Raw genomic sequence first — 15,623 nt, forward strand, 5'->3', positions numbered from 1 at the left:
CCTTCAGACCATGCCGCTGGGCTCCGGCAGCAGGCACCAGTGCCCATCGAAGCAATCCTCGCCGCTGAACAGCCGCTGCAATTCCTGCGGCGGCTTCGGCCGGCCGAACCAGTAGCCCTGGGCATAACGGCAGCCTTCGGCGGCCAGGAACGCCAGGTGGGCCTCGGTTTCCACGCCTTCGGCCACCACCTCCAGGCCCAGGCTGGCGCCGAGGCCGATGATGGCGCGGCTGATCGCAGTCATTTCCGGATCGTGCGGGGCGCCGCCGATGAAGCTCTTGTCCACCTTCAGGATGTGCAGCGGAAAGCGGGTCAGGTAGCCGAGGGAGCAGTAGCCGGTGCCGAAGTCGTCCAGGGCCAGGCGCACACCCAGGCTGGCCAGCTCGCGCAGGCTGGAGAGGGTTTCCGCGCTGTCCTGCATCAGCAGGCTCTCGGTGATCTCCAGCACCAGGCTGCCCGGGGCGAGGCCGCTGTCCAGCAGGATATCGGCGAGCCGTGCGGCGAAGTCGGGTTGCCGCAACTGGCGGCTGGACAGGTTCACCGAGCAGCGCAGCCGGTCCTGCCCGGCGAGCTGCCAGGCGCGGGTCTGCCGACAGGCCTGCCGCAGTACCCAGTCGCCGACGCGGACGATCTCGCCGGACTCCTCCAGCACCGGGATGAACTCCAAGGGCGAAACCAGGCGCCCGTCCTGGCGCCAGCGCAACAGCGCTTCCACGGCCTGCAGGTAGGGCTGGTCCTGGTCCAGGCGGCAGATCGGCTGGTAGTGCAGCTCGAACTCGGCCTTGCCCAGCGCCTGGGCCAGCGCGCTCTCCAGTTCCAGTTGGCGCTGCGCCATGCCCTGCAACTCGTCGCTGTAGCGGGCGAATTGCGCCTTGCCCGCCGCTTTTGCCCGGTACAGGGCGAGGTCGGCGGCTTGCAGGGCATCCAGCGCGCCGTCCGTCTCGCGCAGCGGGGCGATGCCGATACTGGCGCTGACTACCAGCACCCGCTCGTCCAGATGCAGCGGCTGGTGCAGGCTTTCCAGCATGCGTTGGGCGACGCGCTCGGCGTCGCTCTGGTGGGCGAGGTCGTCGAGCAGGGCGACGAACTCATCGCCGCCGAAACGGACCAGGTGATCGCCGGGGCGCAGGCAGGCGCTCAGCCGTTTCGCCACTTCGATCAGGACCCGGTCGCCCGTGGCGTGGCCCAGGCTGTCGTTGATCAGCTTGAAGCGGTCGAGATCGACGAACAGCAGCGCCGCCTGGCGTGCGCCGGGCCGGTTCAGGCGGTGCAGGGCCTGCTGCAGCAGTTCGCCCAGGCGCGTGCGGTTGGCCAGCCCGGTGAGCGGATCGTGACGGGCGGCGTGGCGCAGTTGCTCTTCGGCGGCCTTGCGCTGGCTGATGTCGGTCTGCGAGCCGGCCATCCGGCGGCCGGTTTCGGCGGAGCCGGGTACGCTCGCCTCGGCCACGCCGCGCACCAGCACCCAGGCATAGTCGCCGTCGTGCCGGCGGATGCGGTATTCGTGGTGCAGCGAAGCGGTTTCACCGCGCAGATGGGCGGCGATGGCATCGCGCAGTGCGGGCAGGTCCTCCGGGTGGACGCGTTCGAGCCAGGCGGCGCTGTTGGCGCTCAGGCTGTCCGCCGGAAGGCCGAGCATGCCGGTCCAGCGCTCCGAGAGGTACAGGCGGTCGGTCTCGATGTCCCAGTCCCAGAGGCCGTCGTTGGCACCGCGCAGGGCGCGGGCGAAACGTGCTTCGCTGTCTTCCAGGGCCTGGCGCTGGGCGGCGATGTAGGTGTCGATGGCCAGGGTCATGTCGAAGAACACCACCTTCAGCAGGCTGGCACAGGTGGCGGCGGCCGGATGCTCGCCCAGCAGCCGGACGAGCATATGGTCCAGATAGAGCCGGTAGGCGCCCAGGTACCACTTGGGCTCGACGCCCACACGCTGGTGGATCAGGCCGACGTTCAGGCGGTCGGCCACGTAGTCGCGGTCGTAGGGGCCGAGCCACAGACGCCGGTAATAGCCGAGCTGGCTGTGCTTGAGACGGGTGACCACCTCTTCGCCGCCGAGGATCGCCAGCGGCGCCTCGAAACGGCCGAGGTGCTGGTAAAGGCTGTCGACGAAGGCGCCATGGGCCGGCTCCATGGCCTCGGCCATCGCCCCCAGGCGTTCCGCGTCCTCGGTCCGCCAGTCCAGGAAGCGGCAGCGTTCGGCGACTTCCGCCCTGTCCAGCCCGATCCGTCTGAGCAACCCGCGAAGCCGATCATCCATCCCTACTGGCACTCCCCGAATTCCAGGCATGAAAAAAGCGCCGTGCGCGGCAGCCGTTCCGGCTGGGCGCAGGGCGCTCTGTCTTGCAGGCCCTTATGTCCTGCCCGGCAAAGCCGGTTCCCGCTTGTGCGGAACCTTCGTTCAATCCCGTCCGGCCGATGCCTCCAGCAGCGCCTCCAGGCGTCGCCGCAGCTCGCCCAGTTCGCGCGACTTGAAGGCGTGACGGGTGCGTTCGAGCACGCCGACGGCATCCACCAGCGCCGCCCTCAGGCGGGCCGGCTCGCTCACCGGATCGGCCCGCAGCCAGCGGCACAGCGGCGCCTCATGGCAGTCGGCGCTTTCCGCCAGGACGTCGCAGGGCAGGTCCGCCGCGGCCAGGTGCTGGCGCAGTCGATTCGCGAGGTCCCGGTCGCCGCTGGCGATCAGCAGGCAGGCTGTGGCTGGAGGCATGGTCGGCCAGAGGGTGGCGGATGGCCATTGCACTTTAGTGGATAGCGCCATGCCGATATTGACGTCGGTCATGGCTGCGGCACGGTTTTTCCATTCGACTGGCGCACTTTGCGCCGCCCAAGGTGGACTAAGCTTTGAGCGGGACGCGGTCCGGCCAGGACCGCAATAGAGCGGGCGGCCCACCGGAATCGAAGAAGATGCACCGTATTCGGCATGGGGCATGCGCGTTCGGCATACGCCCCGTTTCGGACAATCCGGTATAAAGTCGCCTCCTTCGGTTGCCCCCACGAGGGTCGGCTGAATCCAACAAACAGAAGAAGGAGCAAACCCATGAAAGGCAAATCCTTGGCATGGGCCCTGACGGCGGCCCTGGCGGGCACCACGCTGGGCGGCACGGTACAGGCACAGGACAAGTTCGTCACCATCGGCACCGGCGGCCAGACCGGCGTCTACTACGTCGCCGGACAGTCCATCTGCCGTTTCCTCAATCGCGGCTCCGCCGACCACGGCATCAAGTGCAACGCGCCGGCCAGCGGCGGCGGCGTGGCCAACGTCAACGGCATCCGTAATGGCGAATTCAACTTCGGCATCATGCAGTCCGACCACCAGTTCAAGGCCATGAAGGGCCTGGAACCGTTCAAGGCCGAAGGTCCGATGGAAGACATCCGCGCGGTGTTCTCCCTGCAGAGCGAAGTCTTCACCGTGCTGGCCCGTCGCGACGCCAACATCAAGGGCCTCGACGACCTCAAGGGCAAGCGCGTCAACGTCGGCAACCCTGGCTCCGGCCAGCGCGACACCCTCGAGGAAATCATGCGCGTGAAGGGCTGGGACAAGTCCGTCTTCGCCCTCGCCGCCGAGCTGAAGCCGGCCGAACAGGCCAGCGCGCTGGGCGACAACAACATTGACGCCATGACCTACTTCGTCGGCCACCCGAACGGCGCCATCCAGGAAGCCACCACCACCACCGACGCCGTGCTGGTACCGATCACCGGTCCGGAAATCGACAAGCTGCTGGCCGAGAAGTCCTACTACACCAAGGCCGAGATCCCCGGCGGCGTGTACAAGGGCAACGACCAGCCGACCGCGTCCATCGGTGGCAAGGCGGTGCTCTCCACCTCCGCCAAGACCGACCCGGAAGTGGTCTACCAACTGGTCAAGTCGGTCTTCGACAACCTCGAGCGCTTCCAGCGCCTGCACCCGGCATTCAAGGACCTGAAGGCCGAAGACATGATCAAGGTCGGCCTGTCCGCCCCGCTGCATGAAGGCGCCCAGCGCTACTACAAGGAAAAGGGCTGGCTGTAAGCCCTGGCGCCCTGCCCGGCTTGCCGTGGCGGGGCGGCATTTCGTATTCGCCCTCCGGCAGAACCCGCGCGTCGCGAGACCGCGGGTTCTGCCGTGTTCCGATCAGCCGAAAATGCAGGTCCCTTTTCCATGCATGACAAGCAACTGTCCACCGAAGAACTGATCGCCCAGGACGTCGGCGCGCGCCTTCCGGGGGCCCCGATGGCGCAGATCATCGCCGGCCTGGCGCTGCTCTGGTCGCTGTTCCAGTTGTGGATCGCCTCGCCGCTGCCGTTCGTGTTCGGCTTCGGCGTGTTCAACGACACCGAGACCCGTGCCATCCACTTGGCGTTCGCCTTGCTGCTGGCGTTTCTCGTCTACCCGGCCTTCAAGCGCTCGCCGCGCAATTACGTGCCGCTGCTGGACATCGCCCTCGGCCTGGTGGCCTGCGCGGCGGCGGCCTATCTGTTCCTGGCCTACGAGCAACTGGCGCAGCGGCCCGGCAACCTGACCACCCTCGACCTGATCACCGCCTGCATCGGCATTCCGCTGCTGCTGGAAGCCACCCGCCGCGCCCTCGGCCCGGCCCTGGCGGTCATCGCCCTGGTCTTCCTCGTCTACAGCGTCGCCGGCCCGTACATGCCAGGATTGCTGGCCCACCGCGGCGTGAGCTTCACCGCACTGGCCAACCACCAGTGGATCACCACCGAAGGCGTGTTCGGCATCGCCCTCGGCGTGTCCACCAGCTTCGTGTTCCTCTTCGTGCTGTTCGGCGCCCTGCTCGAACGGGCCGGCGCCGGCCACTACTTCATCCAGCTTGCCTTCAGCCTGCTCGGCCACCTGCGCGGCGGCCCGGCCAAGGCGGCGGTGCTGTCCTCCGGCCTGACCGGGATGATTTCCGGCTCGTCGATCGCCAACGTGGTCACCACCGGCACCTTCACCATCCCAATGATGAAACGCACCGGCTTCTCCTCGGAGAAGGCCGGCGCGGTGGAAGTGGCCTCCTCGGTGAACGGCCAGATCATGCCCCCGGTGATGGGCGCCGCGGCATTCCTGATGGTCGAGTACATCGGCATGCCCTATGTGGAGATCATCAAGCACGCCTTCCTGCCGGCGGCCATCTCCTACATCGCGCTGCTCTACATCGTTCACCTGGAGTCGCTCAAGCTCGGCCTGCAGCCCATCGGCAACCAGCAGCCGAAGACCTGGCTGCGCCGCCTGACCGGCTTCGCCTTCGGCGCGGCGCTGATTTCCGGCTTGTCGCTGGCGGTCTACTACGGCCTCGGCTGGCTCAAGCCGGCCCTCGGCCCGTACGCCCTGGAAGGCATCGGCGTGCTGCTGGCGTTGGTCTACCTGGGCCTGCTGAAAATCGCCGCCAGCGTGCCGGTGCTGCCGCCGGAAGACCCGAACGCGCCCCTCGATGCCCTGCCGGAAACCCGCGCGGTGCTGCTCTCCGGCCTGCACTTCCTGCTGCCGGTGGTGGTGCTGGTCTGGTGCCTGATGGTGGAGCGCCTGTCCCCCGGCCTGTCGGCCTTCTGGGGCTCGGTGATGCTGGTGATCATCCTGCTCACCCAGCGTCCGCTGCTGAGCTGGATGCGCCATGACGGCAGCCACGACCACGGCACCTTCATGGACGGCGTGATCGACCTGCGCGAAGGCATGATCGCCGGCGCGCGCAACATGATCGGTATCGGCATCGCCACCGCCGCGGCCGGCATCATCGTCGGTGCGGTGTCGCAGACCGGCGTCGGCCTGGTGCTGGCCGACCTGGTCGAACTGCTGTCGATGGGCAACCTGCTGTTGATGCTGATGCTCACCGCCGTGTTCAGCCTGATCCTCGGCATGGGCCTGCCGACCACCGCCAACTACATCGTGGTGTCCAGCCTGCTGGCGCCGGTGGTGGTGACCCTCGGCCAGCAGAACGGCCTGATCGTGCCGCTGATCGCGGTGCACCTGTTCGTCTTCTACTTCGGCATCATGGCCGACGTGACGCCGCCGGTGGGCCTCGCCTCGTTCGCTGCCGCCGCCGTGTCCAAGGGCGACCCGATCAAGACCGGCGTCACCGCCTTCTACTACAGCCTGCGTACCGCGGCGCTGCCGTTCCTGTTCATCTTCAACACCGACCTGCTGCTGATCGACGTGGATTTCTGGCACGGCGTGCTGATCTTCGCCGTGGCGACCGTCGCCATGCTGATCTTCGCCGCCGGCACCCAGGGCTTCTTCCTGGTGCGCAGCCGCTGGTACGAGAACGTGCTGTTGCTGCTGGTGGCGTTCACCCTGTTCCGTCCGGGCTTCTGGATGGACATCGTGCACGACCCCTACCGCGACATCGCGCCCGCCGAGCTGGCCCAGGCCCTCGACGACGTGGAGCCGGACAGCCAGTTGCGCCTGCGTGTCCGCGGCGAAGACGCGGTGGGCGACCAGCGCACCTTCTCGTTGCTGCTGGCGATCCCCGACGGCGCCAACGGCCAGGAACGCCTGGAAAAGCTCGGCCTCGCCCTCTACGAGCAGGATGGCAAGACCCTGGTGGATACGGTTGCCTTCGGCAGCCCGGCCGCCGAGGCCGGCCTCGAGTTCGACCAGGAAATCCTCAGCGTGCGGGCGCCCACCGAAAGCTGGCCGAAGGAGCTGATGTGGATTCCCGGCTTCATGCTGTTCGGCCTGGTGGTCTGGCTACAGCGTCGTCGTCGGCAAGGCTGATCGTCGCCTCGGCGGGATCGTTATCCTCACCGGCGTGCAACGCGCCGGTTTCCCCTGCCTCCAGCACCGCATAGGCGCTGGAGCAGAACAGCGAATTCAAGCGCTTCATATCGGCGATCAGCTCCAGATGCAGGGAGCTGGTCTCGATGCTCTGCACCACCTGCCGGTGCAGGCGATGCACATGGGCATGGGCCAGGCGCCGTTCGCGGGCGCGGAAGCTGCGTTTCTCCCGCAGCAGGCGGCGGGCGCTCTCGCGATCCCCGGAAAGGAACACCGACAGCCCCAGGCGCAGGTTGCTCATCAACTGGGCATGCAGGCTGGACAGCTCCTCCAGGCCGCTGTCGGAGAACGAATGGCGCTGGGCCGTCTTCTGATTCTGCAACTTGCCCAGCATCCGCTCGATGATGTCCCCGGCCTGCTCCAGGTTCACCGCCAGCTCGATGATCTCCGCCCAGCGACGGCTGTCATGGTCGCCCAGCTCGTCCCGTGGGACCTGTGCCAGGTACAGCTTCACCGCGCTGTAGAGCGCATCCACGTCATCGTCCAGACGGCGGATTTCCTTGCCCGGCGCTGTCTCGCCATGGCGCAGCACTTCCAGCAGATGGGTCAGCATCTGCTCCACCAGATCGCCGATGCGCAGGGTTTCGCGCACCGCGTTGGCCAGTGCCAGGCTCGGCGTGCCCAGGGCGCTACGGTCCAGATGCCGCGGCCGGGCGACACCGTTGTCCACTTGCCGCTCCGGCAGCAGCCAGGTACACAGCCGCGCCATCGGCCCCACGGTGGGCAGCAACAGCGTGCAGCGCAGCCCGTTGTAGACAAGATGGAAGCCGATCACCATGCCTTGTGGGCTCAGCGCCAGGCCGTCCATCCAGTCCACCATCGGCCTGAGCAGCGGCATCACCAGCAACAGGCCGAGCAGCTTGTACAGCAGGCTGCCGAGCGCCACCCGCCGGCCCGCGGCGTTCTGCATGCTGGCGTTGAGAAAGGCGAGGATGCCGCTACCGATGTTGGCGCCGATCACCAGGCCGATGGCCACCGGCAGGCTGATCAGCCCGGCGCCGGCCAAGGTCGCGGTGAGCAGCACGGCAGCGAGACTCGAATAAGTGATCAGGGCGAACAGCGCGCCGACCAGCGCATCCAGCAGCAGATCGCCGGTGAGCGACGCGAACAGCACCTTGATGCCGCGCGACTCGGTGATCGGCGTGGCGGAGCTGACGATCAGCTCCAGCGCCAGGATGATCAGCCCCAGGCCGATGGCCACCCGGCCGAGCTGACCGGCGCGGGTCTGCTTGCGCGAGAGGAAGAAGATCACCCCGAGGAAGATCAGCAGCGGCGACAGCCACGACAGGTCTAGCGTCAGCACCCGCGCCATCAGCGCCGTCCCGACGTCGGCGCCGAGCATGATCGCCAGGGCCGGCGCCAGCGCCATCAGGCCCTGGGCGACGAAGGAGGTGGTCAGCAGCGCCGTGGCATTGCTGCTCTGCACCAGCGCGGTGACACCGATCCCCGAGGAGAACGCCAGCAAGCGGTTGTCCAGGCTGTGGCTGAGCATGCGCCGCAACTGCGAGCCGTAGACCCGCAGGATGCCCGTGCGGACGATATGGGTTCCCCATACCAGCAAGGCGATGGATGACAGCAGGTTGAGCAGGGTGAGCATAATGCGGCCTCCCTGGCAGCCTTGTTAGCTTCTGACGAAAAGTGCCTGCGCTCGGTGATGCTGCGTTAAAAACAGGCTCAGAATGCTCATTTACAACCGTAAATTCCGCTTCTTCGCCTGTTTTTGCCTTGCCTGACCTTCGCTCGGCTACTTTTCGTGCAGAACCTGTTGAGCAAAAGACCACGGTCGCTCGTTTTCACGAACGCTCGCGGCGCTGGGTTCTTTCTAAAGAGACTCGCCGCGCCACGCCCGCGTTCGATTTTTCTGCGGCTCTGTATTGAGCTTTAGTTGGGCGCGGAGCGGATTGCCAGTGGCAGAACGCCTTTATTTCGCGGGTCCGCGGCCTGCGCCCCGGAGCTAGCTGTCCCGCAACACTTTCTTCTCCGCCTCGTTCGCGCCGAAGCCGTGCTCCAGCTTGATCCGCAGGGTCAGGTCGGTGCGCGAGTCGGCGTGCCGGAGGGCTTCTTCGAGGGAAATGCGGCCGTTCTCGTAGAGCTGATAGAGGTGTTGGTCGAAGGTCTGCAGGCCCTGTTCGCCGGCGCGGGCGATGGCGCTGCGGAGGTCGTCGAATTGATCGCGCTGGATCAGGTCGCGGATGTAAGGGGTGGCGAGCATCAGTTCCACCGCGGCCACGCGCTTCTGCGCCACGCCCGGCACCAGGCGCTGGCCGATCACCGCCACCAGGTTCTGCGCCAGGTCGGCGAGGATCTGGCGGCGGGCCTCTTCTGGGAAGAAGTGCACGATCCGCTCCAGTGTCTGCACGCTGCCGGTGGCGTGCAGGGTCGCCAGGCACAGGTGGCCGGTTTCGGCGTAGTGCAGGGCGTGCTGCATGGTGTCGAGGTCGCGCACTTCGCCGAGCATGATCACGTCCGGCGCCTCGCGCAGCACATTGCGCAGAGCATCGGCGAAGCTGTGGCAGTCGAGGCCGACTTCGCGCTGGTCGATCACAGAGCGCTTGTGCTGGTGGATGAATTCGATGGGGTCCTCGATGCAGAGGATATGCCCGGATTTATTGCTGTTGCGGTAGTCGAGCATCGACGCCAGGGTGGTGGACTTGCCCGAGCCGGCCGCGCCGACCACCAGGACCAGGCCGCGATCCAGCAACGCCAGGCGTTCGAGGATCGGCGGCAGGCCGAGGGTGGCGATGCGCGGGATTTCGCTCTTCACCAAGCGCACCACCATGGCCACTTCGCCGCGCTGGAGGTAGACGTTGACCCGGAACCGCCCGGAATTCGGCAGGCTGATCGCCAGGTTCATTTCCAGGTCGCGTTCGAACTCGACGATCTGCTTCTGGGTCATCAACTGGTAGGCCATGTGCTGCACGGAACCCGGCACCAGCGGCGGTTCGGCGACCGGCTGGGTACGCCCTTCCAGCTTGATGTGCGGCGGCGCACCGACGCTGAGGAACATGTCCGAGCCGCCCCGCTGATGCAGCAGGTACAGGTACGGGAAGATGTCCGGCCTGGCGCCGGTGGGGCTCTGGTCCATGGTGTCGGCTCTACGAGATGCTCTCTTCTCTCAGTACAGTGCAAATCGGAACGGCCGGCCAGTCGACGTAATATCAATTGGCTATCGTTGCGGTTTCGCGTTCATACGGCGTTCGCGATGAACGAGGGTCGCTTGCTACCCTAGGAGCCTGTCGGACTTAACACTGTCCTATGCTACGGACGGTCAAGTCCGACAGGCTCCTAGTCGGATTCCCACAGGACCATCCATGCTCGACCTCTACCACGCCCCTGACCTGGAAACCCTCGGCGAGCTGGCCACCACCCTGCTCGCCCAGCCGCAGCGCGACCCGCTGGCGCCGGCCCAGGTCGTGGTGCCGAGCCAGGGCATGGGCCGTTGGCTGACCCTGGAGCTGGCGCGCAAGCAGGGCATCGCCATGCAGGTGGAGATGCAGTTGCCGGCGCGCTTCGTCTGGGAACTGGCGCGGCAGGTGCTCGGCCAGTTACCGGAGCAATCGGCCTTCGCCCCGGCGACGCTCGCCTGGCGGCTCTACGACTGGCTGTGCGAGCCGGCCAATCTCGAACGTGTGCCGCGTCTGGCGCAGTACCTGGAGGGCGGTGACGAGCGCCGACGGCTATCTTTGGCGACGAAGATCGCCGATGTTTTCGATCAATACCTGCTGTATCGCGACGACTGGCTGGCCGCCTGGGAGCGTGGCGAGCGCCTCGACCTGGGCGCCGATGAGGGCTGGCAGGCTCTGCTCTGGCACGAGTTGACCGCCGATGGCCACCCGCACCGCGCCCGTCTGCTGGAAGAGCTGCTGCGTCGCCTGTACACGGGCGAGCCGATCCCCGGTCTGCCCGAACGCCTGCTGGTGTTCGGCATCAGTAGCCTGCCGCCGCACCACCTGCGGGTGCTGGACGGTCTGGCCCGGCACATCGACGTGGTGATCTGCGCGCTCAACCCCTGCCGCGAGGCCTGGGGCGACATCCGCGACATCCGCGAGCTGGCCCGGCAACCGGCCGGCACGGGGCCGGACGACTGGTACCTGGACGTTGGCCACCCGCTGCTCGCCAGCCTCGGCAAGCAGGGCCGCGACTTTTTCGACAGCCTGTTCGCCCTAGGCGGCAACGAGACCGGCCTGTATTCCGAAGACGCCGACCTGCGTGACGACAGCCTGCTGCACGCCTTGCAGAACGACATCCTGCGCCTGCGCACCCGGACCCCGGAAGAGCGCCTGGCATTGCGCGAGGGCGATCGCTCCCTGGAGGTGCATATCGCCCACTCGCCCCTGCGCGAGGTGGAAATCCTCCACGACCAGTTGCTCGCCCGCTTCGCCGCCGACCCGGGCCTGACGCCCGACCAGGTGGTGGTGCTGACCCCCGACATCGAGCGCTATGCGCCCTACATCGAAGCGGTGTTCGCCTCCCGCGAAGGCGCGCCGCGCATTCCCTACAGCCTCGCCGACCGCAGCCTGCGTGCGGAAATCCCGCTGATCGAGGCATTCCTCGACCTGCTCGCCCTGCCGGACAGCCGCTTCACCGCCGAAGACATCCTCGGCTGGCTGGAGCAACCGGCCATCGCCATCCGCGCCGGCATCGAGGATGGAGACCTGCCGCTGCTGCGCGACTGGCTGCGCGAGGCCGGGGTGCGCTGGGGCCGCGACGCCGATCACCGCGCCGGTCTCGGCTTGCCGGCGGATGCTGCGTTCACCTGGCGCCAGGGCCTGGACCGGCTGCTGCTGGGCTTCGCCGCGCCGCCACGGCTGGCCGGCCATGCCGCCCCGCTGCTCGGCGACAGTTGGCCGCTGGATGCGCTGGAAGGCGCCCGTGGGCAGTTGCTCGGACGGCTTGCCGGGTTCGTCCAGCGTCTCGCCGTGCTGGCACAGGACCTGGCCCGACCGCGCCCGCTGGCAGACTGGGCAGAGACCCTGCAAGGACTGATCGACACCCTGTTCGACGAACGCAGCGCCGGCGAAACCCTGCTGCTGCTCTCCAAGGCCTGTGCCGCCCTGCGCGAACAGGGTGAGGCGGCCGGCATCGCGCGGCCGCTGGAGCTGGCGCTGGTGCGCCAGCAACTGGCCGCCGCGCTGGAGCAGGGTAGCGGCGCCAGTGGCTTCCTCACCGGCGCGGTGACCTTCTGCACCATGGTGCCCATGCGCAGCCTGCCGTTCCGCCTGGTCTGCCTGCTCGGCCTGGACGACGGCGCCCTGCCCCGGCGCACCCCGGCGGCCGGCTTCGACTTGATCGCCCGTCACCCCCGGCGCGGCGACCGTGCGCGGCGACTGGACGACCGCTACCTGCTGCTGGAAACCCTGCTCAGCGCCCGCGATGCGCTCTACCTCAGCTATGTCGGCCGCGACCCACGGGACAACGCCGTGCTGCCGCCGTCGGTACTGGTCAGCGAAATCCTCGAAGCGGTGGACCTGACGGCAGTCCAGCCGGATTCGGCTCTGCAGGCCAGCGCCGGCCTGACCGTCGCCCACCCGCTGCAACCGTTCGCGCCGGGCAACTTCGAGGGCGGTCGCCGCGCCGGTTTCGCCGCCCCCTGGTTCCGCGCCGCCCAGCGTCTCGCCGCGCCGCCGCAGCCGGCTTCGGCAGCCTTCACCGTGCGCCTGCCCGAGCCGGACGACGATTGGCTGACCCTGGAGCCCTCGCTGCTGCTGCAATGCTTCCGCCATCCGGCGCGTTTCCTGCTCGAACAACGTCTCGGCCTGCGCCTGCCCGATGCCGAGGAGGCATTGGCCGGCGATGAACCCTTCGCCCTGGAAGGCCCAGCTTGGCGCGGCCTGCGCCAACTGGCGCTGGAGGCCGTGGAACGTGGCTGGTCCGAGGAAGAGGAGCGCCGGGTCGCCCGCGCCGCCGGCTGGCTGCCCACCGGCGAGCTGGGCCAGGCGCTGTGGGGCAAGCTGCGCGGTCCGGTGAGAGCCTTCGCGCCTCGCCTCTTCGAAGCACGGCCGGACGAGACGCCGCAGCCGTTGCTGGTAGATGTCCGCCTGGCCGGCGTGCGCGTCCACGGCTGGCTCGATGGCGTGACCTCCCATGGGCTGTTCGGCTGGCGCCTGAATCGCCTCGGCGAATGGGACTTGGCGCCTTTCTGGCTACGCCATCTGCTGCTCAACCTCGCGGCCGGCGACGGCATTCGCCGCGAGAGTCTGCTGCTCTCCCCGGACGGCGACTGGCAACTCGGCCCGCTGCCGGACGCCGCCGCCCTGCTGGAGCCCTGGCTGGCCGCCTATCGCGAAGCCATATGCCAACCGTTGCCGCTGCTGACCAAGAGCAGCCATGCCTTCGCCAACGGCCTGCGCAAGCCAGGACGCGGCGAGCCCTTGGACACCGCTCGCAAACGCGCCCGCGCCGCCTGGGAGGGCACCGACTTCGGTCCCGCCGGCGAATGCCGCGACCCCTGGTACGCCCTCGCCTTCCGCGACGCCGACCCGCTCGGCCAGCGCTTCGAGCAGTTGGCGGAAGCCCTGCTGGGGCCGGCGATGGATGCGCTGAAGCAAGGTGGAGAGGACGCAGGATAAATGCGGCTGCTTTAGGCACACTACGTATTTTCTGGATGACGCAGCCCCGGACAAGGGCTTGAAAGCTATTTGGGAGTCGTACATGACGGATCACTCCACGCCCAGGATTGTCGAAAGCATGATGGCCAAGTGGCTGCTCAGGCGATTCCCCGTCGAGTGCACGGCGAAGAGGGCGGCATGACCCAACCCTACTCGCTGGACGATCTGTCGCTGTTGGTTGAAACCGTCGAACTGGAGTGCAAGCTCGCCCAGGGTCAGGACGGCAAGGGTGAGGTGCCGAAGGATTTCTGGACGACCTATTCTGCCTTCGCCAATACCCATGGTGGCGTCGTGTTGCTCGGTGTCCGGGAGAAGGATGGCCAGTTCAGCGTGGCTGGCTTGTCGAATGTCGAGAAGGTCCGCACCGACCTGTTCAACACCCTGAACAACCCGGCAAAGGTCAGCATCAATCTGCTGACGGACGATGATGTCGTGGTTCGTGAGTTGGAGGGCAAGCGGATTCTCGAGGTGCGCGTCCCCGCCGCTTCGCGCAAGCAGAAGCCGGTTTTCCTCAACGGCCAGCCGTTGGGTAATACCTATCGGCGGTTGCATGAGGGCGACCGGCGTTGCGACGAGGAAAGCGTCAAGCGTATGTTCGCCGAGCAGGTGGAGGACTCCCGGGACGAACGCATCCTGCCCCACTACGACCTGAGCGATATCGATCCAGACAGCCTGCGCATATACCGGCAGATGCTCAGCGATCGCAAAGCCAATCATCCGGCGCTGGAGCACCAGGGCGTCGACTTCCTGCGCCAGATCGGCGGATGGCGGCGGGACCGTGCCACCGGGCAGGAGGGCCTGACGGTTGCGGGGTTGTTGATGTTCGGCCGCTGGTTGTCGATCCAGGAAGCCATGCCTCATTACTTCCTCGATTACCAGGAGCGGCCGCAGGCGAAGACCGAGTTGCGCTGGGTCGACCGATTGGTGCCGGATGGCACTTGGTCAGGCAACCTGTTCGACTTCTATCGGCGGGTCTACCGCAAGCTGACCGAGGATTTGAAGGTGCCTTTCGCCCTCAAGGGCGATCAGCGCCAAGACGATACGCCTGTGCACGAAGCCTTGCGCGAAGCCTTGGTCAACACGCTGGTGCATGCCGATTACACAGGGCGTGTGTCCGTGCTGGTGGTCAAGCGTCCCGACCTGTTTGGTTTCCGTAACCCCGGTGGCCTGCGTTTACCGTTGGAGCAAGTGCTGCAAGGCGGTACGAGCGATTGTCGGAACCGGCTGATGCATCAGATGTTCCTGATGATCGGCTTGGGCGAGCGTGGTGGCTCCGGGGTACCGAAGATTTACAGTGGCTGGCGCAGCCAGCATTGGCGCCCGCCGGCACTGTACGAGAAGGATGAGCCCGAGCAGACCCTGCTCGAGCTGCGTATGGTCGATCTGCTGCCTGCCGAGGCGGTAGAGCAACTGCGCGAGCGTTTCGGAGAGCGTTTCGACCGGCTCGACCATACCGCCCGGATGATCCTGGCCACGGCCGCCATCGAGCGGGTGGTCAACCATAATCGTCTGCTGGAACTCTGCGATGCCCATCCCCACGACCTCAGCCAGATGCTGAGCCGGCTGGTCAAGGAGGGCATGCTGGTCTCGGATGGGCGGTCGCGCGGCATGATGTATCACCTGCCGGGTGAGGTCATGCCGACGCCCGAGCAGGTGTTCGAGGGACCGCAGCCCATGCCGGGCTATGGTTCCCCGGCCAAGTTGGGCCCCAGCTCCGAACATTGGAATTCAAGCTCCGAACATTTCGCTGTCAGCTCCGAACATTGGAATCGAAGCTCCGAACATTTCGCTGTCAGCTCCGAACATTGGAATTCAGGTTCGGAGGAGAGCGATAGCAATAGGGACGAAGTGGGACGCTGGATCAGTCCTCATCTGCCTTTGCCGGTCGTGGACTCTCTCGACTGTCTGGACGAAAACTTCCGCACGAGGCTGGAAACGATGGCTGCCGAGCCCCGGCGGAAAAAGAAACTGGCCAGGGAGCGCATGCAGCAGGTGCTGACGGCGTTGTGCCAGGAGCAGTTCATGACGCTGAACGTGCTGGCCCGGCTGGTCGAGCGTAACCCCGATGCGTTACGCCAGCAGTATTTGAACGAGATGGTGCGTCATCGGCAGATCCAACTGGCGTTCCCGTCGCGCCCCACGCATGAGCGCCAGGCGTATCGGGCAGCATCGGCGACGGATGAGTGAGCATCCGCTAGGGAGAAGGTGATGACTGAAGACCAGCTTGAGCAGAAAACCCTAGCAGGCGGAAACGCTATGCGAGACTTGGGTCTG

The 15,623-nt window shown here is 66.8% G+C and carries 8 protein-coding genes; 4 read left to right on the forward strand and 4 right to left on the reverse strand.

Going from position 1 to position 15,623, the window contains the following annotated elements; genetic code table 11:
- Window positions 1-3: 3 nt before the first annotated feature.
- A complete protein-coding gene (locus tag PIN01S_RS20900; protein WP_084338595.1) occupies window positions 4-2,250 on the reverse strand; it encodes a putative bifunctional diguanylate cyclase/phosphodiesterase in 2,247 nt (748 codons plus the stop codon).
- 141 nt (window positions 2,251-2,391) lie between these two features.
- Window positions 2,392-2,772 carry a hypothetical protein gene (locus PIN01S_RS20905; protein WP_244505997.1) on the reverse strand — a complete coding sequence of 127 codons (381 nt, stop codon included), beginning with the start codon at window positions 2,770-2,772 and terminating at the stop codon, window positions 2,392-2,394.
- A 258-nt stretch (window positions 2,773-3,030) separates the two neighbouring features.
- Between PIN01S_RS20905 and PIN01S_RS20910 the strand changes: the two genes are divergently transcribed.
- Both PIN01S_RS20910 and PIN01S_RS20915 read left to right on the forward strand, forming a co-directional pair.
- Complete coding sequence (locus PIN01S_RS20910) at window positions 3,031-4,002, forward strand: TAXI family TRAP transporter solute-binding subunit (RefSeq protein ID WP_084338597.1); 972 nt, start codon at window positions 3,031-3,033, stop codon at window positions 4,000-4,002.
- Between the two features lie 129 nt (window positions 4,003-4,131).
- Window positions 4,132-6,681, forward strand: a complete 2,550-nt coding sequence (locus tag PIN01S_RS20915) for a TRAP transporter permease (protein ID WP_084338599.1) — start codon at window positions 4,132-4,134, stop codon at window positions 6,679-6,681.
- Here PIN01S_RS20915 and PIN01S_RS20920 read toward each other — a convergent pair.
- Window positions 6,629-8,338: a Na/Pi cotransporter family protein gene (locus PIN01S_RS20920; protein WP_084338601.1), complete on the reverse strand. Its 1,710-nt coding sequence runs from the start codon at window positions 8,336-8,338 to the stop codon at window positions 6,629-6,631. The genes PIN01S_RS20915 and PIN01S_RS20920 overlap by 53 nt on opposite strands.
- A gap of 357 nt (window positions 8,339-8,695) precedes the next feature.
- Window positions 8,696-9,826 carry a PilT/PilU family type 4a pilus ATPase gene (locus PIN01S_RS20925; RefSeq protein WP_084338603.1) on the reverse strand — a complete coding sequence of 377 codons (1,131 nt, stop codon included), beginning with the start codon at window positions 9,824-9,826 and terminating at the stop codon, window positions 8,696-8,698.
- Window positions 9,827-10,052: 226 nt separating this feature from the next.
- Between PIN01S_RS20925 and recC the strand changes: the two genes are divergently transcribed.
- Together recC and PIN01S_RS20940 are read left to right on the forward strand one after the other, a co-directional pair.
- Window positions 10,053-13,310 (forward strand): exodeoxyribonuclease V subunit gamma, encoded by a 3,258-nt coding sequence (recC, locus tag PIN01S_RS20930; protein WP_084338605.1) that lies wholly within the window; start codon window positions 10,053-10,055, stop codon window positions 13,308-13,310.
- Between the two features lie 177 nt (window positions 13,311-13,487).
- The gene (locus PIN01S_RS20940; RefSeq protein WP_084338609.1) at window positions 13,488-15,536 is read left to right on the forward strand and encodes an RNA/DNA-binding domain-containing protein; all 2,049 of its coding nucleotides are present in this window, start codon (window positions 13,488-13,490) and stop codon (window positions 15,534-15,536) included.
- The last annotated feature ends 87 nt before the right edge of the window (window positions 15,537-15,623 follow it).

The organism is Pseudomonas indica NBRC 103045, from assembly GCF_002091635.1.
In the GTDB taxonomy this organism is placed as follows: Bacteria; Pseudomonadota; Gammaproteobacteria; order Pseudomonadales; family Pseudomonadaceae; genus Pseudomonas_M; species Pseudomonas_M indica.